The organism is Pararhodobacter zhoushanensis (assembly GCF_025949695.1).
Taxonomy (GTDB): domain Bacteria; phylum Pseudomonadota; class Alphaproteobacteria; order Rhodobacterales; family Rhodobacteraceae; genus Pararhodobacter; species Pararhodobacter zhoushanensis_A.
Genome location: NZ_JAPDFL010000001.1, coordinates 1677501 through 1701625, shown reverse-complemented (window position 1 = coordinate 1701625; position 24125 = coordinate 1677501). Strand labels below are relative to the sequence as shown.

The window sequence follows — 24125 nt, the reverse complement described above, 5'->3', positions numbered from 1 at the left end:
TTCCTCCCTCGTAGCATGAACCGGCATCCGCGACAGATTGCCGTTGGATGCCTTGGGATCAGTCTGGCTCAGCAGAGGCGTGAGCGGTCTCATTGCGCGCCGTGATTTCAATATCCGAAATCAACGCGGCTCTTCATACACCACCACACCGCAGCCGGTGATGGCCGGGAAGGTGTGATAGGAATAGACCTCGCGGGTGTCGTCTGACAGCGCCGATCGCATTGCGAACCAGATCGCCAGTTCCGCCGCCTCGGTCCCGCCCAAGCGCATCAGTTCCTCTTGCGGGGTGCCCACCAGCATTGCTGCGTTGTCCTTGAGGTTGCGCAGGAACCACGCATCCAGCCCTTCGTTGGCGATGCCGAATCGCGCACCGCTGATCTGGTGAGACATGCCGCCGGTGGCGATCACCACGACGCGCTCATCTCCCGGCATCGCGCGGATTGCCGCGCCGATTGCGCGACCCAAATCCCAAAGCCGCTGGTTGGTCGGGATCGGCTGGCGCACCATGTTGACCGCCAGCGGAACAATCGGCACGGGCCAGGGCGGGCTCATCAAATAAGGGAACCACGAATAAATGCCGTGATCCACCGACAGGTCCTGACAGACCGTCAAATCGAACCCGCCGCGCACCAGTCGCTCGGTTATCTGCATCGCCATGCCGGTGTCGCCCGGCAGGTCGGGGAAGGGCCGCAGGCCCCATCCTTCGTCGGCTTGCGGAAACTCGGGGGCGACGCCGATGGCGAAGGTCGGGTAGGCGGAGAAATCGAAATGGTTGAGGTGATCATTGTAGATCACCATCAGCTTGTCGGGCTTGATCCGTTCCAGCCAGTCGCGCACCGGGCGCGTGCCGTCGTACCAGGGGCGCCAGATGTCGGCCCAGCCGCCAGCCATGCCCTTGTCAAAGGCCATCCCCATGGACGGTGTGTGCGAAATGCCTAAACCTCCGACGATGCGGGCCATCAGATGCCTCCTTCGGGCGTGATATCAAGGCGGCGCGGGCAGAGCGCGATCAGCTCTTCGCGTGAGATCCCGGCGTTATGCGCGCCGATGTGCCACAGGTCCTGACCGACCGTCGCCGCGACCTTGAGCATGGATTGCAGATGGCCCCCGGCGCGGATCAGTCCGGTCCAGTCGCGGGCGCGGACCAGCGCGATTTGCGCGTCTGTCAGCCCAGCCTTTTGCATGTAGGCCTCTTCATCGGCGAGAAAGATCTTCCGGTTATCAGGACGGCGCAGCGACAGGCCAAAGGCCGTCAGTTTGTGGCCCCTGAGCGCGGCTTCGGCGGTGAAGACATAGGTGCCCGGCTCGTCCAATGTCAGCGGAATCGAGTTGCTCATGCGGTTTCCTCCTTCGCGACCAAGGACGTCAGAAAGGCCTGCACGGCCGCATTGAATTGCGCGGGATCTTCGAGATTGCACAGATGTCCGGCGCCGGGCAGCCGTTCCAGCCGCGCGTCGGGAATGCCTTGCGCCAGCGCCGACGCGATGGCGCGGTAACCTGCGACGTCGCGCTCGCCTGACAGCACCAGTGTAGGCACCGCCACATCCGACAGCGCGCGCACCGGCGCGATGCGGGCACCGCGACCCGGCGCTTGCCAGTGCCAGCCGGAATACGCAGCCACCATGTGATGTGCCTGAGCGCGAGCTTCGGGCCAGTTGTCCAGCGACGCAAAGAGCGGATGGGCCAGCCAGAACGCACGCGCTGCCTCGACCCCTTGGTCGGCAGCGACGCGGTCAGCGGCGGCGGGCGGGCGTTCCTCGCCCTGCCAGTCGTGGCCGAACAACCCGCTCGACGCCAGAACCAGCCCGGCCAGCCCGGCCGGTCGCTGCGCCGACAGGGCCAGCGCGACATTGGCACCCAGCGACAGCCCGATGAGGACGTATGGCCCGGTCACCTTATCCGCAATCACCGCCGCCAGATCGGCGGCGTGATCGTAGTCGCCCTGCGGGGGCGGGCTGTCGCCAAACCCGCGCAGATCATAGGCGACGCAGTGGTGATCTTGCGAAAAGGCCGCGATCTGCGGTGCCCAGGACCGCCGGTCCAGCGAAAAACCGTGCAGGAAAACCAGCGCCGGAGCCCCTTCCCCCGTGGTTTCGACAGCAAGCTCCGCAACCCGCCTCATGCCCGCGCCCCGCTGGGCGGATTGCCGATGCCGGGATTGCGGAACGCTGGCGTGATGACCCGCCGCGCGATCCGCCACCCTGCTGGCGTGCGCAGATAGTCGTCGTGCATATCCGCGACCAGAAACGGTTCTGCATGGCCGACGGGCAGCGGGCCGTCCCCGGCGAAGCTGAGCCAGACACTGTGGCTGCGCGCAGCGTCCGGTCCGTCAAAACTGATATCAAGTCCGCTCATCATGTGCCGCGACACCCGGCCCGCAGCCTGCCGCGCCTCGAAAAAACCGCGGAGTCCGGCGTGGCCCTGCAACACGCGCGGGCCGTTGCTGTAGGTAACATCGTCGGTAAACACGCTGAGAAACTGCGCCAACGTGCCGCCATCCAGTGCCTGTGCAAAGCAGGTCTGCAACGCGGCAATGCGCTGGCGGTCCAGCAAGGCGGTCAGGTCAGTCTCTAAATCCATCACTCTTCTTTCCGTTATTCAGGGTCTCAGTCCGGCCGCGGATCTTCGGCGCTCGATGCCTCAGGCCCCAGATTGCGCAGTTCAGTGCTGGCGCGCCGCATGGTGTCGATCAGCATCGCCGGGTCCGATTTTGCCCTGGCAAAGTGTGTGACACCCAGCGTTGCGACCAGTTTCGGGCCAACAAACACCGGCACGGCAAAAGTCGTCGTATCGGGCTCGGTGGCCGAGTCGCGGCGTGCGACGCCGGTCTGGCGAACACTGTCGAGCACGTCGGCCATCTCGGCCTCAAGCGCGCCTACCGGCCCGGCGTGCAGGCCCGAGCGGATCAGCACCTCCCAGATGCGGCGGCGCTCTTCATCCTCGACAAAGGCCATCCACGCCCGGCCATGCGCCCGCGTCAGCATGTCCAGACGCCGGTTCAGCGTGGAATGCTTGTGCGACAGCGGGCTCGACGGGATTGTCGAATAGCGTACAACCATCGCATTGACGTCAAAGGTGCAGATCGCACAGGGCCAGCGGATCTGCTCGGTCAGGGCATCAGCGACACGGCGGATCGCGTTGAACACGCGCGGAAGCCCGTGGTATCCGGCTGAAAGCGAAGTTATCTTGGGCGTCAGGCAATAGCCGGTGCGCCGCGAGAGTTTGCGCACATAACCCATGTCGCACAGGGTTTCGAGAATGCGAATCATGGTCGAAGCCGGTATCGCCGTCACCGCGCAGAGTTCCTGCACGCGCCGGGTCGGATAGCGATTGAGTTCTTCCAAAACCAACATCGTCTTTTGCACCGTCTTCAACGGTTCATAGCTATTCGCTTCGCTGGCGGGCGGGTCTGTCTCGTGTTCCAATTTCACTGATCGAAATTCCCTCTGTTCAAGGACGGGTCTTTGAAAACGCGCCTCTAGAGTGATCACAGCTCCGAAGACTAACACAAGGAACCTCTGCGATGCAGTTTGCAACCGGCCACCAAGCGGGCCAGACGGACCGACTGTGGTTCAGGGATGGCGACACCGCCGTCGATCTTGATGCGACCTTGTCCAAGCGACTGACCCGTCCTTTGCGCGACATAGAGGATCTGTTGGACGCGAGCGCGGCAAGCCCCGGCCTGATGGCAGACTTGCCCGGTCTGACCGCATCCGCGCCCCGCGTGGCGGTCTCGGCGCTCACTTTTGCACCCCCGGTGCGCCGTCCCTCCAAGGTGCTGGGTGTTGCGTTCAACAACCGCGAGCTGATGAAGACCGCGCACCATGATCCGGGCGTGCCGAACTTCTTCCTCAAGCCGCCGTCCTGCCTGATCGGCCATGGCGCGGATATCGAGATCGACCCGTCCTGGGGTCCGACGATCCCGGAACCCGAGATCTGCGCGATCATCGGCCGCCGCGCCCGCCGCGTCACCGAGGCCGAGGCACTCGATCATGTCTTTGGCTGGACGATCATCAACGACGTGACCTCGCACGGGTTGAAGTTCGGCAAAGATTCCATCGCCGTAACCTATCCACCGGCCCTGGCGCACCCTGAGTTCTTCGCCTGGCGGAATCGGCATGGCGACGACGACCGCAATGCGTACTTCGTCTATCACACACGGTCCAAGGGCGCCGACACCTTCGGCCCCGTCGGTCCATGGGTGACCACTGCGGACAAGGTTGGCAATCCAAACGATCTGAGCGTCGTGGCCGATATCGACGGCGAGGTCTTTGCGCGGGACAATACCGCGAACTATCGGTTCCGGGTCGAGACCTGCATCGCCGAGGCCAGCCGTTATTTCACGCTCGAACCCGGCGATATGATCTGCTTTGGCACCACTGGCAAAGGAGAAGGGCGCTTTCCCAACGGTCACAAGAGCCTGCTTCTGAACCGCGAAACCGGGCGGATCGGCATCAGTGTCGACGGGTTGGGCCGGTTGGAAAATGGCGTGCGCCACATCACCACGTAAGATGCGAACGGCCCCCGGATTGTCTGGGGGCCGTTTGGCTTAGAACTGCGTTTCAGGCAAGGTGATCTCCGCGCCTTCGGGCAGGTGAGCAACACGGATCTGGCACGACAGACGGCTGCCCGGCTTCGGCGCGACGGCGGCGAAGTCCAACATCCCGGTCTCATGCTCGGACGCCGGTTCCAGCCCGAGATCCTCGGCCAGCATCACGTGACAGGTCGCGCAGGCCGCTGTGCCACCGCACTCGGCCACGATCCCGTCGATGCCGCTGTCGCGGATCGCCTCCATCAGCGACAGTGACGGATCGGCATCAAGGATGTGGCGGGTGCCCGCCGGATCAATGATCGTCAGATTGGTCATGCGCTTCCCCTTATGCGTCCCAAAGAACCGGCAGCGACACGGGGCCGCGAAACACCCAGCCGCCCATGCGATGCGGCCGCTGAGGGTCAAGGCGCAAACCCGGCAGCCGCTCAAACAGCGATGGCACGGCGATTTCACCGACCAGAAGCCGCGCCATCCACGCGCCCAGGCAAAAATGCGGCCCCGAGCCAAAGGCGAGGTGCTGGGCTTGCGGGCGACGCATGTCGAAGACCTCTCCGGTCGCGCCGAATTTCGCCTCATCCCGACAGGCGGACCCGGCGGACAGGCCGATGGGCGTGCCTGCGGGCAACAGCGTCTCCGACAGCACCACATCGCGCGCGACGCGGCGCGGATACAGGCCGATCGGCGCGACCCAGCGCACCGATTCCTCAAAGGCCCGGCGGTTCAGCTTGGGGTCCGCCCTCACGGCGGCCAACTGATCGGGGTTGCCAAGCAGGCCCAGAACCAGCGTACCGATCGCATCGCGGGGTTCATTCAGACCGCCGCCGATGGCGACCTTGATGTTGGCACGGGTGCGCTCAACCGGCCAGTCAGCCGCGACCATTGCCGACAGCGCCGAGGGGTCAGGCTCGCGCCGCCACTGCGCGGTCTGCGCCTCAATCGCAGCGTCGATCTGCGCGCTGGCGCGTGCGCAATGCTCCCACGGTTCGGGAAGATCGCCGTAATTGCCGGTCGCGTCGATCAACGCCTGGCTCCACCATAGCATGTCACGCCAGTCGACATCGGGCAGGCCGATGATCTGCGCCAGCGCGCGGCTGGCGACCGGGGCGCAGAAATCGTTGAACAGGTCCGCTTGCCCTTGCCCGGCAATGGCGGCAATCTGTTCGTCCACGATAGCGCGCAGAACGGGTTCCCAGTGCCCTTTGACCACCGGCGGACTGAAAGTGCGCACCATCGCTGAACGCTCGGCTGCATGCTCAGCCCCGTCGCGGCGCATCAGCGTATGCCCCATCGAGCGGATCTGCAGACTGCGCGGATCATTGGCCGGAAACGTCTCGTGATCGCGCTCAATCGCGATGATGTCGTCAAAGCGCGTGATCAGCGCAATGCCCGCCGGAACCAGCCAAGACACCGGCGCATCGCGGCGCAGGCGCGCATAGGTCGGATAGGGATCACTGTACATCTCGGTTAACGAGACATCGTCGATCTTGGGTAACTCTCGTGCCACGCTGTCCTCCCACAGTTTGAGCCGCAGGCTTGAGCGATTGCTTATCGACGCAGGCAAATCTAGGAATATCGGATATGAAAAATATCGATATCCCCTCGCTCGACCTGAAAGCCCTGCATCTTTTGTGCCGCATCCATGATGCCGGCTCCCTGTCACTTGCCGCCGAGCGCAGCGGTATTGCGCAATCTACCGCCAGCCACACGCTGGAGCGGTTGCGTCAGGCCCTGGGGGATCCTCTGTTCCACCGCGCGCCGCGCGGGATGCGAGCCACCGCGCGCTGCGAAGCCATCATCGCCCAGCTGCGCCCGCTTCTGGACAGCGTGCATGATCTGGGCCGCGAGGCGGATTTCGACATTGCGCGCGAGTCTGCGCCCTACACAATTGCAGGCAATTTCTATGAACGCTGCCTGATACTGCCGCCTCTCTTGCGCCTGTTGCGGCGTGAAGCACCCAATCTGCCCGTTACCGTGATCCCCGCCGATTTCTCGCCGCAACGCCTGCTGCAAGAGCATCGCTGCGATCTGGCTCTTTCGCCGGTGCCGTTGGGCCACGGCAAGCTGCGTGCGCAGACGCTGTTCACCGAGGCTTACGCTTGCTTTGTCGATCCGTCCTCGCACATCGCCCAGCAAGGGCTGGATCTGGACGGCTTCGCACAGGCCCGGCATCTGGGCGTCGTCTATGCCGAAGGCTGGCGTCCGTTCTGGCAGGCCGAACTCGCGCGCCAAGGCATCGGGTTCGAGCCAGTGGTGCGCGTGCCTTCGTTTGGCGGGGTCGAGCGGTTGATCCTGGATTCGGATCTGGTGCTGACCGCCCCGGCGCGCCTTGCAGAACTGTTCTGCCCCATTCTAACCGCGGTTCCGGCACCCTTTGACAGCGTCCTGACCTTGCGGATGCTGTGGAGCCCGGCAACCGACTCCAGCCCGCGGCATCGCTGGATGCGCGACGCAGTCCTGCGTGCGTGCCGGGAAAGCAGGGGCGACGCGCCCGACGACCCGCAAAATTTCACTTTTTGAAATCAGCGTAGCAAAATGCCGTTCTTGCTCGCCATAGGCCCACAATGGCCGGGCAAATGGGAGGATTTTCGATGACCGCGAAGACACTGCAAAACAAGATTGACCAAGCCGGTGGCGACCTGATTGGGATGCTGCGCAATTCACCGACCGGGTTCTATCAGTTCCCGGTACCGTCCGAATGGACCAACTGGCGCGACGAACAACGCGCCTGGGGTGAGACCGTGGTGCTGTTCGATCAATCCTACCACATGACCGATATCTACCTCAGCGGCCCCGACGTGCGCCGCCTTCTGGCAGAGACGTCGATCAACAATTACACGGATTTCCCGGTCGGCAAGGCCTTCCAGTACGTCGCGACCAGCCCTGACGGCTATTGTATCGGCGACGCCATCGGCTTTCACCTTGCCGATGGGCGGGTCAATATCGTTGGCAAACCGACTGCGCCCGCCTGGCTGATCCACAAGGCCAAGACCGGCGGCTACGATGTCGATGTGGTCGAGGATACGCGCGTTCTGGACGGTGGGAAACAACGGCAGGTGTTCCGCCTGCAATTGCAAGGCCCCAATGCGCTCAAGCTGATCGAGAAACTCAACGGTGGTCCGTTGCCCGAAACCCGCCCCTTCGGCATGTGCGATTTCGCGATCGCCGGGGTTGCGATCACCGGTCTGCGTCACGGCATGGCGGGCGCACCGGGGATGGAGTTCTGGGGCGACTATGGCCAGAAGGGCGCTGTGGTTGATGCAATCCTGAAGGCAGGTGAAGAATTCGGCCTGCGTCGTGGCGGCGCGCGCACCTATTCGTCTTCGGGCCCGCAATCGGGCTGGGTCGGGGCGCTGCTGCCCGCGATCTACTCTCAGCCCGACCTGCGCGCATTTCGCGAGGCGCTCTCGGCGACCAGCTACGAGGCCACTCTCAGCCAGGGCGGCAGCTTTGTGTCGGACCGGATCGAGGACTTTTACATGGACCCGTGGGATCTGGGCTATAACCGCCTGATACATTGGGACCATGACTTCATCGGTCGCGACGCCCTGCTGGCGCGCAAGGAGCAAACGCACCGCAAGAAAATCTGGCTACACTGGAACGACGACGATGCGCGCCGGGTGCTGGGGTCGCTGCTGGGTGACGGGCCGCGTTATAAGTACATGGAATGGCCCAGTGCGATGTATGCCAGCTGCCCGCTGGACCGGGTGTCGATCAATGGCACGCCCATCGGCAAGGCGGTCTACGCCGCCTATACCGTGCATGTCGGCAGCTGGTTCTCAGTCGGGATCATCGACGAGGACAAGGTCGATTTCGGCAGCGAGGCCGTCCTGACCTGGGGCGAGCCCGTGCAAACCGGCAAATCCGCCGTTGAACCGCATGAACAGACCGAGATCCGTGTGACCATGCGCAAGACCGCGCTCGGCTGATCCCAGGCGGGGCGGCCAAGTGCCGCCCCCTTCCCCCCAACCGGAGCCGCTCCATGCTGCACGCCGCCACCCGATCCCCCGGCTTTGATATCACCCGTCTAAGCCATGTCGTGCTGACCACCATCGATCTGGACCGCTCGCGCCATTTCTACGAGACCGGTCTCGGGCTGGAAGTGACCCACGCGGATGCGGACATTCTGTGCCTGCGCGCGCTGGAAGAAACCTCGCATCATTCGCTGGTGATCGAGCGCGCCACGGGACCGGGCACCTGCCGCCGGCTGGGGTTCCACATGTTTGATGACGACGACCTTCGCGCCGCCCATGACATCTTTGCCGCACAAGGGTTGGACCCAGCCTTTGTCGAGCGCCCGTTTCAGGGTCTCACCCTTCGCGTAACTGATCCGCTGGGGGTTCCGCTCGAATTCTGCGCGCGAATGGACCAGACCACGTCGCGCATGCAGGCGTTTCACACCCATCAGGGTGGGCGGCTGTCCTATCTGGATCATGTGCAAGTGCCCATCGACGATGTCGATGCGGTGTGGAAATTCTGGGCCGGGATGGGCTTTCGCCTGACCGAATACACCGCCGAGGATGGCACTGACGAGGTCTGGGGCATCTGGCTGAAGCGCAAGAACAACACGCAGGACATCGTCTTCGCCAATGGCCCCGGTCCCCGGTTGCACCACTTCGCCTATCACACGCCCGAGATCGCCAATGTCATCCACGCACTCGATGTGATGGCCTCGCTTGGGCTGACCGGGTCAATGGACCGCAGCCCCGGACGGCACGGGATCGGCAACGCCTTCTTTGCCTATCTGCGCGACCCGGATGGTCACCGGGTCGAGATCTTCACCAGCCATTACGCGATGATCGACATCGACCAGGCGCCCAAGCGCTGGGATCTGTCAGACACCTCACGGTCGCAGCTCTGGGGTATTCCAGCCCCCAAACGCTGGTTCACCGAGGCGAGCCTTTTTGAAGGCGTGCCGCCGCGCGCACCGTTGCGCAACGCCCCACCGGTGACGCTGGAAGACTGGCTCGCCGCTCAAGCATCGCTTCAAACTAAAGCTTAGGTACTGCGAAGCTAGATTGTATTCGTGACCGCCTGCAGGGGGTAGCCCCCCCGGAAGGATCTCGGGGCGCAGAGCCTCGTCCCGCCGCACACGATCCGACCGACTGGCGGGATAAGCGTAAGCGGGCAGCTGTGGCCGTTAAGGCTTTTTAACTCCAGGGCATGAGAGCGTCGATCTCGGCACTTGGCCATTGGTTGGCGATGCGCTCCAATGTCTGGGTCAGCCACGCGACGGGGTCGACGTTGTTCATTTTGCAGGTCTGCAAGACCGTGGCGATGGTGGCCCATGTCCGACCGCCACCATCCGAACCGGCGAACAGTCTGTTCTTTCTCGCGATTGTCTGGAGCCCGATGGCGCGCTCGAAAATGTTGGAGACGAGCTCGACGAGGCCGTCGGTCAAGAGGCGCTGGAAGATCTCGGGCCGGGCGATGGCATAGCGCAGGGCTTCGGCCAGCTTCGATTTCCCCGAGATGCGGGGCAAGGTTTGCTGCCAAAGTGTGAACAGATCGGCGAACTAGTCGTAGACATGGAACCTCGGCGATCAGAGCAATGCCAGAAGCCTACTCCAGACCGGACACGCCATTAACCCACGGCGTTCTCTTCCCGCTTACGGATAAGCCCTCCTGGCCAGGTGATCGTGGTAAGTTGACGGGGCGATCGGCAGAAGGCAGCCAACAAGGCTGCGGCCAACTGCGAGTTGCGTGCAAGCGCATGTGCATACCCGCGTTTGCGTTCTGGTGCAGCTTTTCGGGTCCGCTGTTGGTGTGGCGTTGATGTAGACGGCAACGCCGAAAGCCCGATGCAAACAGTCGGGTTTTAGGTCTTGATATGCCGAAGTATTTTGGTTTCGGGGGTAGGATTTGAACCTACGACCTTCAGGTTTGACGCTGTGACCCGAGCGATGCCAATCGAAGGTCATGTGGAGAATCTCCTTGCGCCCTGCTGACGTGGACTGCCAACCTCACTCCCAATGAATCCGCCTATCTTTCACACCCAGCTCTTTCAGCGCCTCATGCTCAAGGGGCGGTTAAGGCATTTGCAGATGGTGGTGACGGTTGCTCGGGTTGGCAGCATGCAGCGGGCTGCGCGCGAGCTTGCCGTGTCACAACCGGCGATCACCAAGGCGGTCAGCGAGATCGAGACAGACATCGGTATCATTCTGTTTGATCGCCTGCCGCGCGGCATTCGGTTGACGCGCTCCGGTCAGGTCGTGGTCCCGCTGATGGAGCGGATCCTCGAGGCGACGGATTTACTGGCGCAGGGCGTCGCGGTCCAGCGAAATTCCGGCTCGTCGATCTTGCGGGTGGCCTCGGTTGCGGCGGGGATCAGTGGTGTGCTGGCCAGTCTGGCCCCCGCGTTCTGCCGCGCGAACCCCGATATCGTGCTGCGCGTCGATGAGGTCGACGGCCGGCACATGCTGGGTCTCGCCGCGCGCGATGAGTTCGATATTTTCGTGTGCCGCCCGCCCGAGACCACGCCCGACGGCTGGACCTTTACCCCGGTTCAGAAGGACGAACATGCGGTGATGGCCTCGCCCTCGCATCCGCTGGCGGGGAAATCAGGCCTGACGGTTGATGATCTGCATGGTTGCACCTGGCTGATGCCGCCGGCCGGGGTGCCTGCCGAGGCGTTGTTGGCGGTGCTCTTCGACGGGCTGCCGCCGCCGCGCATGGTACAATTGCCGACCCGCTCGCGGACGCTGAACCGCGCGGCCATTCAAGATCTGGGACTTGTCTCGGCGGCGCCGATCAGCATTTTCAGGGCGGAACTGGCCAACCAGACACTGGCGCGGCTCGATTTCCGGCTGGAAAGCTCGATGCCGCCGCTCGGTCTGCTTCGACCGCAGGTCTCGACGGGCAGCGCGATGGATCGCTTTGTCAGCTTTGTCGAGCGCGCGGCGCGTCAGGCGTTGTAGCCCAGCCGCGCAAGACAGGCATCCACCATCTGAGGGGCCTCGCCTATGGCCTCATCCATCGTGGGCAGGGTGACACCCGCGCAGCGCGGATCGTGCGCGAGAGCGTCGCTGAGCGACAGCCGTTCGATGGTCATAAGCGCCACGGTCTGCTGCATCAGCTCATGCGCCGAGCGACGCCCCAGCCGGTCGGCCAGCTGCACCGTCACATCCTCGGTAAAAACCGCGCCCCGCGTCCGCCCGATGTTGGCGAGCATGGCCCCAGGATGCACGACCAACCGCTCCAGCAGCCCCTCGACACAGGACAGCACCTGCGCCATGTCGATGCACATCTGCTCAAGCGCACCGAAATGGAGGGCAGAATCGCGTTCGTGGATCGTCACCACCCATTCCAGCAGAACCGAGAGGCTCGCGGACATTTCCGGCACGCGCGACATGATCTCGATGCACAGGCTAGGATTGACCTTGTGCGGCATGGTTGACGAGCCCACGGCGCGGTTGCGGATCGACAGCTCGCCGATATCGTCGCCTTGCAACAGAAAGATTTCCTGCGCGATCTCGCTGACAGCCCCGTCCGGCGATCACCATGGCTGCGCCGATTTCGGCAAAGATATCCAGCGCGCCCTTGGTGTCCACGGGATCGGGTGCGCCGAGCCCCAAACGGGCCATGACCCGGCGCTCGACCTCAGGGCCACGGGTACCCATCGCCGCATGGGTGCCGACCGCACCGCTGAGCACGCCGGTGTCAAAATGCGCACGCCACGCCGCCAGACGCTCGCGGTCGCGGCGAAGTTCGGACAGCCAGACGGAAACCTTGTAGCCGAAGGTGATCGGCAGCGCGTGGCGGCCCAATGTGCGCCCGATCATTGGGGTTGCGCGATGGGTACGGGCGAGATCGGCCAGCTGAGCCTCGATCCGCACCATCGCGGCATCCATCACGGCCGCCGTCGCGTGCAGTTGCTGCACCATGACCGTGCGAAACACGTCTGCCGTTGTCGTGCCGAAATGCAGCCACTCGCGCCCTTCAGGGTCAATTTCGGCCCCAAAGGCTTCAAGGATCGCCACCATCGGATGCCCCACGCGGTCGCGGTGCCGCTGCACGGCGCCAGGATCGGGCGTCCAGTCGAGCGCGGCGCGTCGGATCGCTTCGGCGGCCTCGTTCGGGATCAAGCCCAGATCGCCCTGCACCTCGGCCAGAACTGCCTCGAAATGAATGATGCGGGCCAACACAGCCTTGGGCGCAAAGAGCGCGGCGACGGCGGCACGGGTTCCGGCCGGGTCTTGGTGGCTACGGTCGTCGAACATGGGATCTTTCAGGGTTCAAGGGCGCGGCATCATGACAGAGGGCAACCAGGTGGAAATCGCCGGAACAAAGGTGACCAGCAGCAGCAATCCCAGCATCAGCAGGAAGAAGGGGAAGGTGCCGCGCAGCACTTCCGCGACCGGCTTGCCGGTGACATTGGACATCACAAATAGGTTCAGCCCGATGGGCGGCGAGAGCAGCGCCAGCTCGATGTTGATCACCATCACCACCGCGAAATGCTCGGGTGCGATGCCGATCTGTTGCATCACCGGTGCGACGACCGGCACAACGATCAGGATGATCGCGACACCTTCAAGGAACATCCCCATCACCAGCAGAATGACGTTGAGCACCAGCAGGAATTGCCACGGCTTGAGGCCGCTTTCGATCACCAGCCGCGCCAGTTCCTGCGGGATTCCAGACCGGATGATCCAAGCCGACAGCAGGGAAGCGCCAATCACGATAACCACCACCACGGCGGTTCGGTCGATGGCCTCGACGAAGAAGCCGCCGATCTCGCGCGGGCGGCGCGAGCCGTAGAAGACAAGCACCACCAGCAAGGCAACCACGGCACCCAACACGGCGGATTCGGTGAGCGTGACGAACCCGCCATAAAGCCCGCCCAGAATGACCACAGGGATCAGGATCGCGGGCAGGGCATTCAGGTTCTTGCGGCCAAACTCGGCACGGCTGACCAGTGGCATGGGAGCACCGCCGACGCGTTTGGCCACGATCAGCACGTATCCGGCAAACAGCGCGGCTTGCAGCAGGCCCGGAATCACCCCCGCCAGAAACAGGCGCGGGATCGAAGCCTCGGCGATCAGGCCGATCAGGATCAGCGGCAGGCTGGGCGGGATCAGGATGCCCAGCGTTGCGGCAGCAGCGGTCAGGCCCATGGCGAAACCGGGTTTGTAGCCCTTTTCGATCATCATCGGCACCAGCAGCGAGCCCATCGCCATCGCCGTCGCCACGGACGAGCCGTTGATCGCCGCAAACAGCGCAGTCGCCGCGATCCCCGCCAGCGCCAGACCGCCGGGCAGCCAGCCGATCCACGTAATCGCGGCATCGAACAGCGCGCGCGCCACACCGCCACCGCGCATCAGCACGGCGGCCAGCAGGAAGAACGGCACCGAGACCAGCGCCGGGGAATTGAGATGGTCAAGCACATGCTGCGCGATCCCCGCCACCGACTTGCCGTCGAGCATCAGGAACGCCGTCGCCGACGCCGTCAGCACCAGATAGATCGGAACACCAAGCGCCAGCAGCGCGAGCACGGCCAGGCCGAGGCTCAGAAGAAGGACAAGGGTCATCGGATCAATCCGTCAGGTCAGAGGCTGTGACAGGCGACCGTCCGGCCACCAGGTCCACGGCGCGTTCCAGCAGAAACACCAGTTGCAGCCCAAAGCTCACCGGCAGTGCCACGTAGTACATCCACAGGGGCGTCCTGAGCGTGCTGATCGAGCGTTCGTCCCACATCATTGCTTCGGTGACGACCTGCCAGCCGGACCAGATCAGAAACACGCTGAGCCCGAAGGCGATGACCAGCGACAGCAGTTCAGCGGCAAGGCGCACGGTCGGCGGAAAGCGATCGAGCAGGAAGTCGACCCGGATGTGGCCGGAGCGGCGCAGAACGCGCGCCGCTCCCAGAAGCATGGCCCAGATGACGATGTAGATCACCACTTCGCCGATCCAGTCCGGTGCCAGAACGTTTGGAACATAGCGGCCGGCCACTCCGGCCAGCGACAGGAGCAATGCCGCTACGAACAAAGCCGCAACAACAATCCCGACGGCAGCGTCGAGCAGATCGAGCGCGTGTTTCATTGCAGGGCGTCGCGCGCCAGCTCGAGGATGTCGGGGGCAATGCCCAGATCCGAGATCATCGCTTCCTGCGCGGGTTGCAGGCGCACGCGCAGGGCGGCCGCTTCCTCGGCAGGCTGATCGACAAAGACCATGCCGCCAGCTTCCAGCGTGGCACGCGCCTCGGCTTGTTGCTCGGCCGCCGCCGCGCGTTGCTGAGGCACGAATTCGGCCCAGGTGTCGCGGAACAGCTGTTGCTGATCCTCGGTCAGCTGGTCCCAATACGCATGGCTGATGATCGGCATGTAATACCCGATCACCATGCGGTTGATGTAGGCATAACTCAGGCCGGTTTCTTGTAGCGAGGCCGAAACGATCGACGCATTCGAGGACACGATGGCATCGACCGCACCTTGCTGCAGCGCCAACGGGACGTCAGTGAAGGGCATCGACACCGGGTTCGCGCCCAGTTCCGTCAGATAGGCGACGGCGCCGACGCCGCCGGGGTGACGCACTTGCAACCCGCTCAGGTCTTCCAGCGCGTTCAGCGGCGCGTTGGTCGAATAGGTGTTGATCTCGCCCAGAATGTACCAGCCGGTCAACGCAACCACACCCATCTTCTCGCTCAGCATCGCGCCCAGGCGCTGGCCAAGGGGGCCATCGACCACGACATTCATCTGCTCGATGTTGAGGCCCGAGAACATCGGGAATTCGAAGATCGTCAGGTTGGGCTCGATCCGGCTGAGCGGCGCGGTCGATTCAATCGCCATGCCTACGTCGCCCCGCGCCACGGCGCGCCCGGAATCGCGGCTGGAATACAGCTGGCCCGAGTCGAAGACCTCGACCGTCAGCTCGCCGCCGGAGCGTTCGGTCAGCGCCTCGGCAAAGCGGCCGACATAGACGTTGCGAACATGGCTGGGCGGGGTATCGAGCGTGATCGTCAGGTTTGGCTCGGCCAAGGCGGGCAGTGCTGCGAACGCCGTCATCAGCACGGTCGCCGACGCAAGACGCGACAGACCGCTCAGTTTGCGGATCAGGATCATTGGTGTCTCCTCCAAAAAAGTGCCTCCACACGATTGGTGTCACCTTAGACGCAGAAGAAATTCCCGAAAAATAAGATTTTGCGCATAACGATAACCAAATGGAATATCATGATCGACACCTTGGGCCAGCGCAGCACGCCGTCAGTGGTCGGATCAGCCAGGCTATAGCCAATGACGATCGTCTTTCCGAGACCGCCATCCTCCTTGGTTCCATCCTGGTGATCGGCCCGGTTTCCAGCACGATGCTACTCGCCGAAATGCCCGAGATCGGCACCATCACCGGCGAAGAGACTGCGGCACTCACCGGATTGGCTCCGGTCGCACATGACCGCACAACTCTTCGTGGGAAGCGAGCCATCGTTGGAGTTCGCCGGGTGCTGCTGCACGTGGTGTTTCAGGTGGCGATGGTCGTGGCACATCACTACGCAAGCATCAAATCCTTGGCGGATCGCCTCCGCAAGGCTGGAAGACCGCATATGGTCATCATCATCGCAGTGGCCAGTAGGCTCGTCACTATCGCGAGCGCCCTGCGAAAGAGCCGTTGGAAATTGACCGCGCGGACGGCCTGAGAGTTGCAGTTGCCAGTGAATTCTTGCACGCGGTTGCCTATCGCTGCCCGCTTTTCCGTACGGGTGCAGCTTTTCCGATCCGGTGTTGATGTGGCGTTGATGTAGAACGCAAAACGGCCTGCGGTATCTAGATACCCCATGCCAATCATTTGATATGTCGGGAAATTTTGGTTGCGGGGGTAGGATTTGAACCTACGACCTTCAGGTTATGAGCCTATGGAACCGATTTTTTACTAATCTTTTCAATTCAGTAGCTTAGGGTCCAGACTCATTGATCGTCAAAGCCAGAAGATGACAGTTGCGGCGAGGGCGACGGCGGAGAGGAAGGTCTTTGCGCATCGGTCGTAACGGGTTGCGATGCGGCGCCAGTCTTTCAATCGGCCGAACATGATCTCGATCCGGTTGCGGCGCCGGTAACGTCGTTTGTCGTAGCGGACTGTCTTGCCGCGCGACTTCCGACCGGGGATGCAGGGGCGTATCCCCTTGTCTTTCAACGCATCCCGGAACCAGTCGGCGTCATAGCCCCGGTCGGCGAGCATCCATTCGGCCGCGGGCAGACTGCCCAGCAGAGCTGCTGCGCCGGTGTAGTCGCTGACTTGGCCTGCGGTCATGAAGAATTTCAGCGGACGACCCTTGGCGTCCGTGACAGCGTGCAGCTTGGTGTTCAACCCACCCTTGGTCCGCCCGATCAAGCGCCCGCGCTGGTCGTCAGGCCCCCCTTTTTCGCCCGCAGGCTCGAAGCCGTGCGATGCGCCTTCAGGTAGGTCGCATCAATCATGATGGTCTTCTGCTCGGTGCCTTTCGAGGCCAGCCCCTCCATCATCCTGGCGAAGACCCCCATGTCACCCCACCGCTTCCATCGGTTATAGAGCGTCTTCGGGGGGCCATACTCCCGAGGCGCATCGCACCACCTCAAGCCATTGCGATTGATGAAGATTATGCCGCTCAAAACCCGCCGATCATCGACGCGCGGTTTGCCATGGCTCTTCGGAAAGAACGGTTTCAGCCGCTCCATCTGCTCGTCCGTCAGCCAAAATAAATTTCTCATCATCACCCCCGTCAGCTCAGGGCCTTGAATCACGCAGCGACGGCAGCCTCAAGCAGATCAATGGGTCCTGACCCTAGGCAAGCCGCTGATCGTCCGTTCTGGCTATCGCAGCCCCAGCCACAACCGCGCCGTCGGCGGGGCCCCGGCATCGAAGCACATGCTGGGCACAGCCTTCGACATCGCCATGGCGAACCACGATCCGGTGACCTTCGAGGCCGCCGCCCGTGCCGTCGGTTTCCTCGGCTTCGGCACCTATCCGCGTTCGGGCTTCATGCATATAGACCTCGGGCCCGCCCGGTCCTGGGGTGATCCCTTTCCGGCGCGGCCCGTGCCCTTCGCGCCGGAACTGACGCCTGCGCGCGAAGTTCTCTCGGAAAGCCGCACGCTGCGCGGTGGCGGGGCGGCCGGGGCCGCAACTGTGGGGGCCGCGGGCGTGGAGGTGCTGCAGGACGTTCTCGCCGAGACCCAGTCCACGATCCAGCCGCTGGTGCCCTATCTCGACACTTTGCGCTGGGTGCTGATCGTTATCGCGCTGATCGGCATCGGCATCACCATCCACGCCCGGCTCGACGACTGGAAACGGGGCCAGCGGTGATCGGGTGGCTCCTCACCCATGGCCCGGCGCGCAAGGCGCTGGGCCTCATCCTCGCCGCCGCAGCGATCTTGCTGTTCCTCCTGAACCTGCGCCGCGCCGGTGAACGCGCCGGGCGCGCGGCCGAACGCCTCGACGCCAGAGAGAGAAACGATGCCATCCACCGCCAGATGCTCGACGCCGCCGCCCGCCGCCCTCCTGATCGCGATTCTCTGGCTGACCGGCTGCGCGACGGGCGGTTCTGACACCCGCGCACCCTGCCCGCCCGTGGTGGAGTACACCAGCGCCGAGCAGGCCCGCGCGGCCGACGAGGTCGAGGAGCTTCCGGAAGGCGCCGTCATCATCAGGATGCTAGGCGACTACGCTGTGCTGCGCGACCAGGCGCGGGCGTGCCGGTGAAAGCCGGGCCGGACGAAGCCTGCCACGAGGCAAGCGCCAGACGCCTCGACCGCGGCGCATTGCCCCGCCCGGTTCATGGATTCACTCTGTCAACGAGCGGCAGAGATTCGCTGCTGGTCGATGATGGCAGATGCGATCCTTCCAGTCCCTTGCTGCGATGGGCACAATTGTGCACCTGCCTGGGGCGTGCCCTTTGCCCTCACGGTTCTGCGGGGGACATTTCTTCGATGTCAGTCAGGATCCGGCCACGAATGCGGTCCACCAGGTCGGCACCGGTGGAGATGTCGAAGCTAGCCGTTTCCAGCAAGGTTTCCTGACCTGTCACCCGGAACCGCGCGCGAATCCCCTCTTCGTCGCTCAGTCCCGCATGGTGGGGATAAAGCAGCGTCAGCCGCGGTGCCTTGTAGAGATGGGCATAGGCCATCATCTGGTAGACGTCCGCTTGGGAGACCCCCTGCTTCGGATCGTCGATCCGGTCGGAAATCCGCTTCCACTTGGTGTCGATCACATGGGCGACCTGATCGCCAAGCTTGATGATGATGTCGGGCTTGGTCTGGAAAACCGCACGTTCGTCATCGACCGACGTCAGACAAAACAGGCGGCCACCCTGCAGGGTCACGCGGAATTCGGACCCCGCCAGCGCCCGCGTCACCAGACGGCCGATGTATTCCTCGAACAGCGCATTCATCTCGAACAGCAGGGCCGATCCTTGCCCTGACCCGGCGCTGGTGGTCTGGTATCGGTTGCGCAGAAACAGCTGAGCCATTCCAAAGAGTTCCTGCCACGCGCTGTTCGTGCGGTCGATGACAACATCGTCCCACCGCAAGGCAGGGATCTGCACCTCCGCAACTTCGGCATAGACGAAAGCCAGTTCCCGCAGCCGCTGCACGTTCGTCGCATTGCGCGACATGCCCGCCAGATGCGCGATGGTCGCCTTCATGATGTGGTTGAGGGCGATATCTTCGGACAACTCATCATAGCGGCACGCCAGGCGGCCCGGGTTTGCGAGATGCCGGGTGAACTGGCGCGGGATATCCAGCGATCCCCGCAAGGTCGGCAGGTCGTCGTCGCGGAGGCTATAGCGCCGCGGCATTCCTCGGCGAACCGCCTCGGTCAGCTTGTCGCAGAAGATGCGGATCAGGATCTCCAGCAGCGTTTCGCGCTGCCAGTCGAGGTCGGTCATGCGCCCGGTCTCGACCTTGAGATTGAGGGCCACTGCGAGCATGTGCACAAGGCGCTTGCGGATCTCGCGCGTCTCTTGGGCCGAGCCTTCCTTCTCGCCGACGCCGATCTTCGGCAGGATTTCCAGCGTGCAGCCCGGCACCGCCAGAACGCCAACCACCCCGCGCGCCCGCAGGTCATGGCGCCGATCCTCGAGAACGCCATCGCCGCCACGCCCGGCGAAGGGAGATGCCTTGGCCAGTGTCACAAGGCGCTGGGCAAGATGCGGGGGAATGCATCCCTCCCCATCGCCATGGGGCACGGACTCCCATTCGCGAACGGAGTAGGCGGGCATCAGGCCGCGAACTCGGAGAAGTCGAACTGATCCTTCACCCGCCAGCGCAGTCGCTCGCCGCTGAAATCATCAGCGGCGATGCCCGGCGGCGCAGTCAGGCGGCGTGCCTCCAGAAACCGGGACGGGCCCTGCGGGCCATCGCCCAGAACGGCGGCGACCTTCGACCAATCCTCGTAGAAATACTCGGACAGGAGCGGAATGACCTTGTGCCGCATCACTCCCTCGACGGCCTCTCGCGCTTTGCAGCCGGTGAAATAGGCGTGTCCAATCTGGTGTTCGCGGTCGAACAGATACTCAATGCGGTCGTTGATCGTGGTCAGCAGCTTCTGGAGATTTATCCCGCCGACATTCGGGGACAGGACAGAGGGGTTCGGCATCAGTTCCTTGAAGGTGAACCGACGGCGCAAGGCCGTGTCCAGCAGCGCAATCGAGCGGTCGGCCGTATTCATGGTGCCGATGATGTGCAGATTGGGCGGCACCCCGAAGCGCTTCTTCGAATAGGGCAAGGTCAGCTGGATCCCGTCACGTCGCCCAAGGCGCTTGTCCGGCTCGAGGAGCGTGATCAGTTCGCCAAACACCTTCGAGATATTGGCCCGGTTGATCTCGTCGATGATCAGCACATAGTCACGCGCTGTATTGTCTGCCACAGCAGCACGCTTGCCGAAGACGATCTCTTCCAGCGCGTCCCAATCGATGAGGGACTGGTTGAGCTTGTATACGGAATGCCGCCTGAACGCGTTCGGGTAAAATCGGTTGCGATCGGTCCCGGCTTCGTCGCGCCAAATCCAATCGACGTTTCTTCTGTGGGGATGAAATTCCGCGCCCTCGTCGAAGTAATAATCGCCCTTGATCCTGCCAAATGCCTGGATGCGATCACGTCCGTCAGACACCACAACGTAGTCACCAATCTGCATGTCCGATCTGAACGAGTAGGTGACGACGATGTTGCCGTCATGGCCTGTCGCGTCTGTGTCTTTGCGAGACCGCCATTCGTTGTAAATCTGGTCGAAATCATCGAACCGTTCGTCGGACCAATCGATGTCCCCTCCCCAGCCCACATGGATCAATCCGTTCTCCAGACCGAAGCGTATCCTATCCTCTTCCACTTGGCGGCGCCCGAGTGCCACTTTGAACACGCGCGCGGTCCTGTCGAGACGTGAGACGGCCCCTGCCTGCGAACTGTCGAGGCGCGCGCGTTCGCTGATCTTCTTGAACACCCCGTCGGTCGGCTTCAGACGGAAGCCCACAGCAGCGCCGAGCTCTTCCGGCCCCTCTCTGGCATCTTCGCCCGTACTTGGCTGAAGCCCTTCAACGAATTCCTCATATGACATGGACTGGTGGAAGGTGACGAACTCGATCCGCTCTTCCTTCATCAGGCTTTGGTACTCGGCCATCAGCTGGTCACGGTTCTCTTCGCCGGAGAGATCAGCAGCAACAGCGTCGCCCAAGCAGAGACGAACCGCCTCCCACGCCGTCTGGTAAGTCTTGCCGGTGCCGGGGGGTCCGTAGAGGATCAGGTTGGTCGTCTCGATCTGTAGGGCATGCGACATGGACGGGTTCTTCGCCTTTCCGTCCTGCGTCAGGACAAAGGTATACTCGGTCGTGGTGCTGCGCTCCGGCCCGGATCGCGTGGGCGCCGGGACCGAAGCAAGCTTCTGGAAAGCCTCTTTCTCCAACGCCTGGCAGACATTCGCCCAGTTTTTCACAAGGCCCGACATGTCGTGCAGGTCACCGGCGCGGATGGTTACCGAATGAAGTCCGGCTTCCCGTGCAGGAGCGATGAAGTAGTTGAGAGCCACGAGACGGGCGCGTTCCGCCCCGCGCATCAGATGTGTGTGCTGGTCGGGTAGCGGCAACGGCGTGTCATGCTGGTCGACGATGACGTAACCCGCCGCATGCAGTCTTGCGGCCGCGTCGCCCGGTTGGCTCCACCCGCCATTGAATGTGTTCGACGCCTTGCCCAAGAGGTAACCGACAATTGGCTTCGTCGGGAAGCGCTTGTCCTGCCGCGGGCGGCTGGACCGCACCCAAAAATCCTTCGGCTCGCCGAAACTCGAGAACACATCGGCATGTGCACCTGACCTGCGGAACTCTTCGTAGGCGTCCATCGCACCCTCGATCCGGTCGCGAGTGAAGGCGTCATCCTTGTCAGTGGCCCCCTTGCGAATGATCTGGAACCCGAGAGCCTCAAGTTTGGCGAACGATTGCGCCTCTCCGAAGCCGTTGAAGAATTCCTTCGCTGCGAGAGCGCGGCAATCGGGAAGATGCCCCAGGGCTGCTGCGACGGTGGCCTTCGCGGGATAGGGCTGATCCTTGCCTTCATCGCTGACCCAGACCTGTGGGCTGGCAAAGCCACCACGGGCAAGAAACGCCTTCAAGCCCAACTGATCGCATTCCTGCATTGCCGCCTCGACTTCCTCGCGGGCGAGGCGGTCGACCAATGCCTGGTGTTCTGCCTTGTCGGGCACATTGGACTGTTCGGTCAGGAAGGAATGGTACAGCTTCAGGGCCTGCTGGAGGCTGGCAAGACCCGTGCGCAAGACACCGTCGATGGGAACAGGCGAGGGATTGGGGCGTTCTGCCCGTTCATCCTCGGCGGTGTAGGCAAATCGGTTCAGGACGCTGTCCCGATCCTCTTGCGCGAACAACTCGTCCAGATCGCCGAGGTACTGTTCAACGCGTTTGGCACTACTCACGCGAGAGGAAGCGGTCGCATCCGTCTGCCCCTGCGCCATCAGCCAATTCCGGAAGTCGTCCTGCTTCATCGTTTGCCCGTTTATCTGCTTGCGAGGTGCTGATCCGAGGGCAAAATCCTTCGTCGTCAATTCACCGTCTAGAGAACTACGGGATGATGATGGCTGGAACCGGATGCGCACGCAACTGCGAGTTGCCTGAGACAATGGGCAGATGGATTTCGTTCCCCCAAACGTAAAAAGCCCCCGCTTTTCAGGGGGGACTCGTCAAACGTTGAGGTGGCGTTGAGGTAAAACGCTGGTTTCTATACACAAGTGTTTTTATCGGATTCCAAGTCTTTGTTATCCAACGGAAATTTGGTTGCGGGGGTAGGATTTGAACCTACGACCTTCAGGTTATGAGCCTGACGAGCTACCGGGCTGCTCCACCCCGCGCCGGGGAAGTCTGTTCGTGGTTTTATTGTATCGTTGATGAGAGTTTTGTTTTTCTGTTTCTTTTCAGGTTTGGCGGTGACCTACTCTCCCACGTCTTAAGACGCAGTACCATCGGCGTGACGACCCTTAACTGCCGAGTTCGGGATGGGATCGGGTGTTTAGCCATCGCTATTGCCACCAAACCAGAGAAGAAACAGAACCATCGGCTGCTTACGCAACTGTCTTTTGTCTATTTAGCTTTTGATCCAGTCTTGCTTTTACTGGATCAGATCAAGCCAATCGAGCCATTAGTACCGGTCAACTGAATGCATTGCTGCACTTACATCTCCGGCCTATCGACGTGGTGGTCTACCACGGCTCTCAAGGGAGACCTTGTTTTGAAGGGGGCTTCCCGCTTAGATGCCTTCAGCGGTTATCCTGTCCGAACATAGCTACCCAGCACTACCGTTGGCACGATAACTGGTCCACCAGTGGTCCGTTCACCCCGGTCCTCTCGTACTAGGGGCAACTCTTCTCAAGTCTCCTACACCCACGGCAGATAGGGACCGAACTGTCTCACGACGTTCTAAACCCAGCTCACGTACCTCTTTAAATGGCGAACAGCCATACCCTTGGGACCGACTTCAGCCCCAGGATGAGATGAGCCGACATCGAGGTGCCAAACGATGCCGTCGATATGGACTCTTGGGCATCATCAGCCTGTTATCCCCAGCGTACCTTTTATCCGTTGAGCGATGGCCCACCCACGTGGGACCACCGGATCACTATGGCCGACTTTCGTCTCTGCTCGTCGTGTCAGACTTGCAGTCAGGCTGGCTTATGCCATTGCACTCAACGACCGATTTCCGACCGGTCTGAGCCAACCTTCGCGCGCCTCCGTTACTGTTTGGGAGGCGACCGCCCCAGTCAAACTCCCCACCATGCATGGTCCCGGACCCGGATGACGGGCCGCGGTTAGACATCAAGAGTGCGAAGGGTGGTATCTCAAGGGAGGCTCCACCGGAACTGGCGTCCCGGTATCGATGCCTACCACCTATCCTGCACATCACAATCCTGATGCCAGTGCAAAGCTGGAGTAAAGGTGCATGGGGTCTTTCCGTCTAACCGCGGGTAGTGTGCATCTTGACACACAATTCAATTTCGCTGAGTCCATGTTTGAGACAGCGGGGAAGTCGTTACGCCATTCGTGCAGGTCGGAACTTACCCGACAAGGAATTTCGCTACCTTAGGACCGTTATAGTTACGGCCGCCGTTTACTGGGGCTTCA

The 24125-nt window shown here is 62.5% G+C and carries 22 protein-coding genes, 1 tRNA gene, 2 rRNA genes and 2 pseudogenes (1 of these 27 only partly in view); 8 read left to right on the top strand and 19 right to left on the bottom strand.

All coding sequences use genetic code 11. The features are described 5' to 3' along the window. Positions 1-120: 120 nt before the first annotated feature. From OKW52_RS08490 to OKW52_RS08470, 5 genes are read right to left on the bottom strand one after another with little or no spacing between them, the layout of a single operon-like run. Positions 121-960, bottom strand: coding sequence for a DODA-type extradiol aromatic ring-opening family dioxygenase (locus OKW52_RS08490; protein WP_264505312.1), 840 nt, complete (start codon positions 958-960; stop codon positions 121-123). Beyond that, entirely contained in the window at positions 960-1337 is a 378-nt protein-coding gene (locus OKW52_RS08485; RefSeq protein WP_264505311.1) for a protocatechuate 3,4-dioxygenase, read from the bottom strand. Before OKW52_RS08485 ends, OKW52_RS08490 begins: the two co-directional genes overlap by 1 nt. Next, positions 1334-2122 (bottom strand): alpha/beta fold hydrolase, encoded by a 789-nt coding sequence (locus OKW52_RS08480; RefSeq protein ID WP_264505310.1) that lies wholly within the window; start codon positions 2120-2122, stop codon positions 1334-1336. Before OKW52_RS08480 ends, OKW52_RS08485 begins: the two co-directional genes overlap by 4 nt. Further along, positions 2119-2580, bottom strand: coding sequence for a nuclear transport factor 2 family protein (locus OKW52_RS08475; protein WP_264505309.1), 462 nt, complete (start codon positions 2578-2580; stop codon positions 2119-2121). The genes OKW52_RS08480 and OKW52_RS08475 overlap by 4 nt, the downstream gene beginning before the upstream one ends. Before the next feature lie 26 nt (positions 2581-2606). Beyond that, entirely contained in the window at positions 2607-3431 is an 825-nt protein-coding gene (locus OKW52_RS08470; protein WP_264505308.1) for a DNA-binding transcriptional regulator, read from the bottom strand. Positions 3432-3523: 92 nt separating this feature from the next. On the opposite strand from OKW52_RS08470, the gene OKW52_RS08465 reads away from it, so the two are divergent. Beyond that, positions 3524-4510 carry a fumarylacetoacetate hydrolase family protein gene (locus OKW52_RS08465; RefSeq protein ID WP_264505307.1) on the top strand — a complete coding sequence of 329 codons (987 nt, stop codon included), beginning with the start codon at positions 3524-3526 and terminating at the stop codon, positions 4508-4510. A 39-nt stretch (positions 4511-4549) separates the two neighbouring features. Here the strand turns inward: OKW52_RS08465 and OKW52_RS08460 are convergent, their stop codons facing one another. Together OKW52_RS08460 and OKW52_RS08455 are read right to left on the bottom strand one after the other, a co-directional pair. Continuing rightward, positions 4550-4867, bottom strand: a complete 318-nt coding sequence (locus tag OKW52_RS08460) for a (2Fe-2S)-binding protein (RefSeq protein ID WP_264505306.1) — start codon at positions 4865-4867, stop codon at positions 4550-4552. 10 nt (positions 4868-4877) lie between these two features. Then, a complete protein-coding gene (locus OKW52_RS08455; RefSeq protein ID WP_264505305.1) occupies positions 4878-6056 on the bottom strand; it encodes a cytochrome P450 in 1179 nt (392 codons plus the stop codon). A 74-nt stretch (positions 6057-6130) separates the two neighbouring features. Between OKW52_RS08455 and OKW52_RS08450 the strand changes: the two genes are divergently transcribed. The 3 genes from OKW52_RS08450 (at position 6131) to OKW52_RS08440 (ending at position 9551) form a co-directional block, all read left to right on the top strand. Continuing rightward, a complete protein-coding gene (locus OKW52_RS08450; protein WP_264505304.1) occupies positions 6131-7069 on the top strand; it encodes a LysR family transcriptional regulator in 939 nt (312 codons plus the stop codon). Positions 7070-7140: 71 nt separating this feature from the next. Further along, entirely contained in the window at positions 7141-8478 is a 1338-nt protein-coding gene (locus OKW52_RS08445; RefSeq protein WP_264505303.1) for an aminomethyl transferase family protein, read from the top strand. A gap of 53 nt (positions 8479-8531) precedes the next feature. Further along, complete coding sequence (locus OKW52_RS08440; RefSeq protein WP_264505302.1) at positions 8532-9551, top strand: VOC family protein; 1020 nt, start codon at positions 8532-8534, stop codon at positions 9549-9551. A gap of 148 nt (positions 9552-9699) precedes the next feature. Here OKW52_RS08440 and OKW52_RS08435 read toward each other — a convergent pair. Next, positions 9700-10059, bottom strand: a pseudogene (locus tag OKW52_RS08435) (transposase domain-containing protein); the annotation flags it as partial. A 462-nt stretch (positions 10060-10521) separates the two neighbouring features. On the opposite strand from OKW52_RS08435, the gene OKW52_RS08430 reads away from it, so the two are divergent. Beyond that, complete coding sequence (locus tag OKW52_RS08430) at positions 10522-11466, top strand: LysR substrate-binding domain-containing protein (protein ID WP_319800459.1); 945 nt, start codon at positions 10522-10524, stop codon at positions 11464-11466. On the opposite strand, the gene OKW52_RS08425 is transcribed toward OKW52_RS08430, so the two are convergent. The 5 genes from OKW52_RS08425 to dctP are packed head-to-tail and all read right to left on the bottom strand — an operon-like array spanning position 11454 to position 15606. After that, complete coding sequence (locus OKW52_RS08425) at positions 11454-11999, bottom strand: lyase family protein (RefSeq protein WP_264505301.1); 546 nt, start codon at positions 11997-11999, stop codon at positions 11454-11456. The genes OKW52_RS08430 and OKW52_RS08425 overlap by 13 nt on opposite strands. Continuing rightward, positions 11917-12768: a lyase family protein gene (locus OKW52_RS08420; protein WP_264505300.1), complete on the bottom strand. Its 852-nt coding sequence runs from the start codon at positions 12766-12768 to the stop codon at positions 11917-11919. The genes OKW52_RS08425 and OKW52_RS08420 overlap by 83 nt, the downstream gene beginning before the upstream one ends. 15 nt (positions 12769-12783) lie before the next feature. After that, a complete protein-coding gene (locus OKW52_RS08415) occupies positions 12784-14076 on the bottom strand; it encodes a TRAP transporter large permease (protein ID WP_264505299.1) in 1293 nt (430 codons plus the stop codon). A gap of 4 nt (positions 14077-14080) precedes the next feature. Beyond that, on the bottom strand, positions 14081-14587 hold the full coding sequence (locus OKW52_RS08410; protein WP_264505298.1) for a TRAP transporter small permease: 507 nt from the start codon (positions 14585-14587) through the stop codon (positions 14081-14083). Continuing rightward, positions 14584-15606: a TRAP transporter substrate-binding protein DctP gene (gene dctP / locus OKW52_RS08405; RefSeq protein ID WP_264505297.1), complete on the bottom strand. Its 1023-nt coding sequence runs from the start codon at positions 15604-15606 to the stop codon at positions 14584-14586. The genes OKW52_RS08410 and dctP overlap by 4 nt, the downstream gene beginning before the upstream one ends. Positions 15607-15704: 98 nt before the next feature. On the opposite strand from dctP, the gene OKW52_RS08400 reads away from it, so the two are divergent. Beyond that, complete coding sequence (locus tag OKW52_RS08400) at positions 15705-16175, top strand: transposase (RefSeq protein ID WP_264505296.1); 471 nt, start codon at positions 15705-15707, stop codon at positions 16173-16175. A gap of 278 nt (positions 16176-16453) precedes the next feature. On the opposite strand, the gene OKW52_RS08395 is transcribed toward OKW52_RS08400, so the two are convergent. Further along, positions 16454-17223, bottom strand: a protein-coding gene (locus OKW52_RS08395; RefSeq protein ID WP_264507632.1) for an IS5 family transposase whose coding sequence is annotated in 2 segments (ribosomal slippage) — positions 16454-16887 and positions 16887-17223 — 771 coding nt in all. Because the reading frame shifts where the segments join, the coding sequence is not laid out codon by codon here. Positions 17224-17296: 73 nt separating this feature from the next. On the opposite strand from OKW52_RS08395, the pseudogene OKW52_RS08390 reads away from it, so the two are divergent. Both OKW52_RS08390 and OKW52_RS08385 read left to right on the top strand, forming a co-directional pair. Then, positions 17297-17818, top strand: a pseudogene (locus OKW52_RS08390) (YcbK family protein); the annotation flags it as partial. After that, on the top strand, positions 17815-18060 hold the full coding sequence (locus OKW52_RS08385; protein WP_406622203.1) for a hypothetical protein: 246 nt from the start codon (positions 17815-17817) through the stop codon (positions 18058-18060). The pseudogene OKW52_RS08390 and the gene OKW52_RS08385, both read left to right, overlap by 4 nt. 353 nt (positions 18061-18413) lie before the next feature. Here the strand turns inward: OKW52_RS08385 and OKW52_RS08375 are convergent, their stop codons facing one another. From OKW52_RS08375 to OKW52_RS08355, 5 genes are all read right to left on the bottom strand, one after another. Beyond that, positions 18414-19730: an McrC family protein gene (locus tag OKW52_RS08375; protein WP_264505294.1), complete on the bottom strand. Its 1317-nt coding sequence runs from the start codon at positions 19728-19730 to the stop codon at positions 18414-18416. Beyond that, positions 19730-22495, bottom strand: coding sequence for an AAA family ATPase (locus OKW52_RS08370; protein ID WP_264505293.1), 2766 nt, complete (start codon positions 22493-22495; stop codon positions 19730-19732). The genes OKW52_RS08375 and OKW52_RS08370 overlap by 1 nt, the downstream gene beginning before the upstream one ends. 286 nt (positions 22496-22781) lie before the next feature. Then, positions 22782-22858, bottom strand: a tRNA-Met gene (locus OKW52_RS08365). Between the two features lie 67 nt (positions 22859-22925). Then, positions 22926-23040, bottom strand: a 5S ribosomal RNA gene (gene rrf, locus OKW52_RS08360). Positions 23041-23124: 84 nt separating this feature from the next. Continuing rightward, positions 23125-24125, bottom strand: a 23S ribosomal RNA gene (locus OKW52_RS08355) (it continues 1830 nt past the right edge of the window).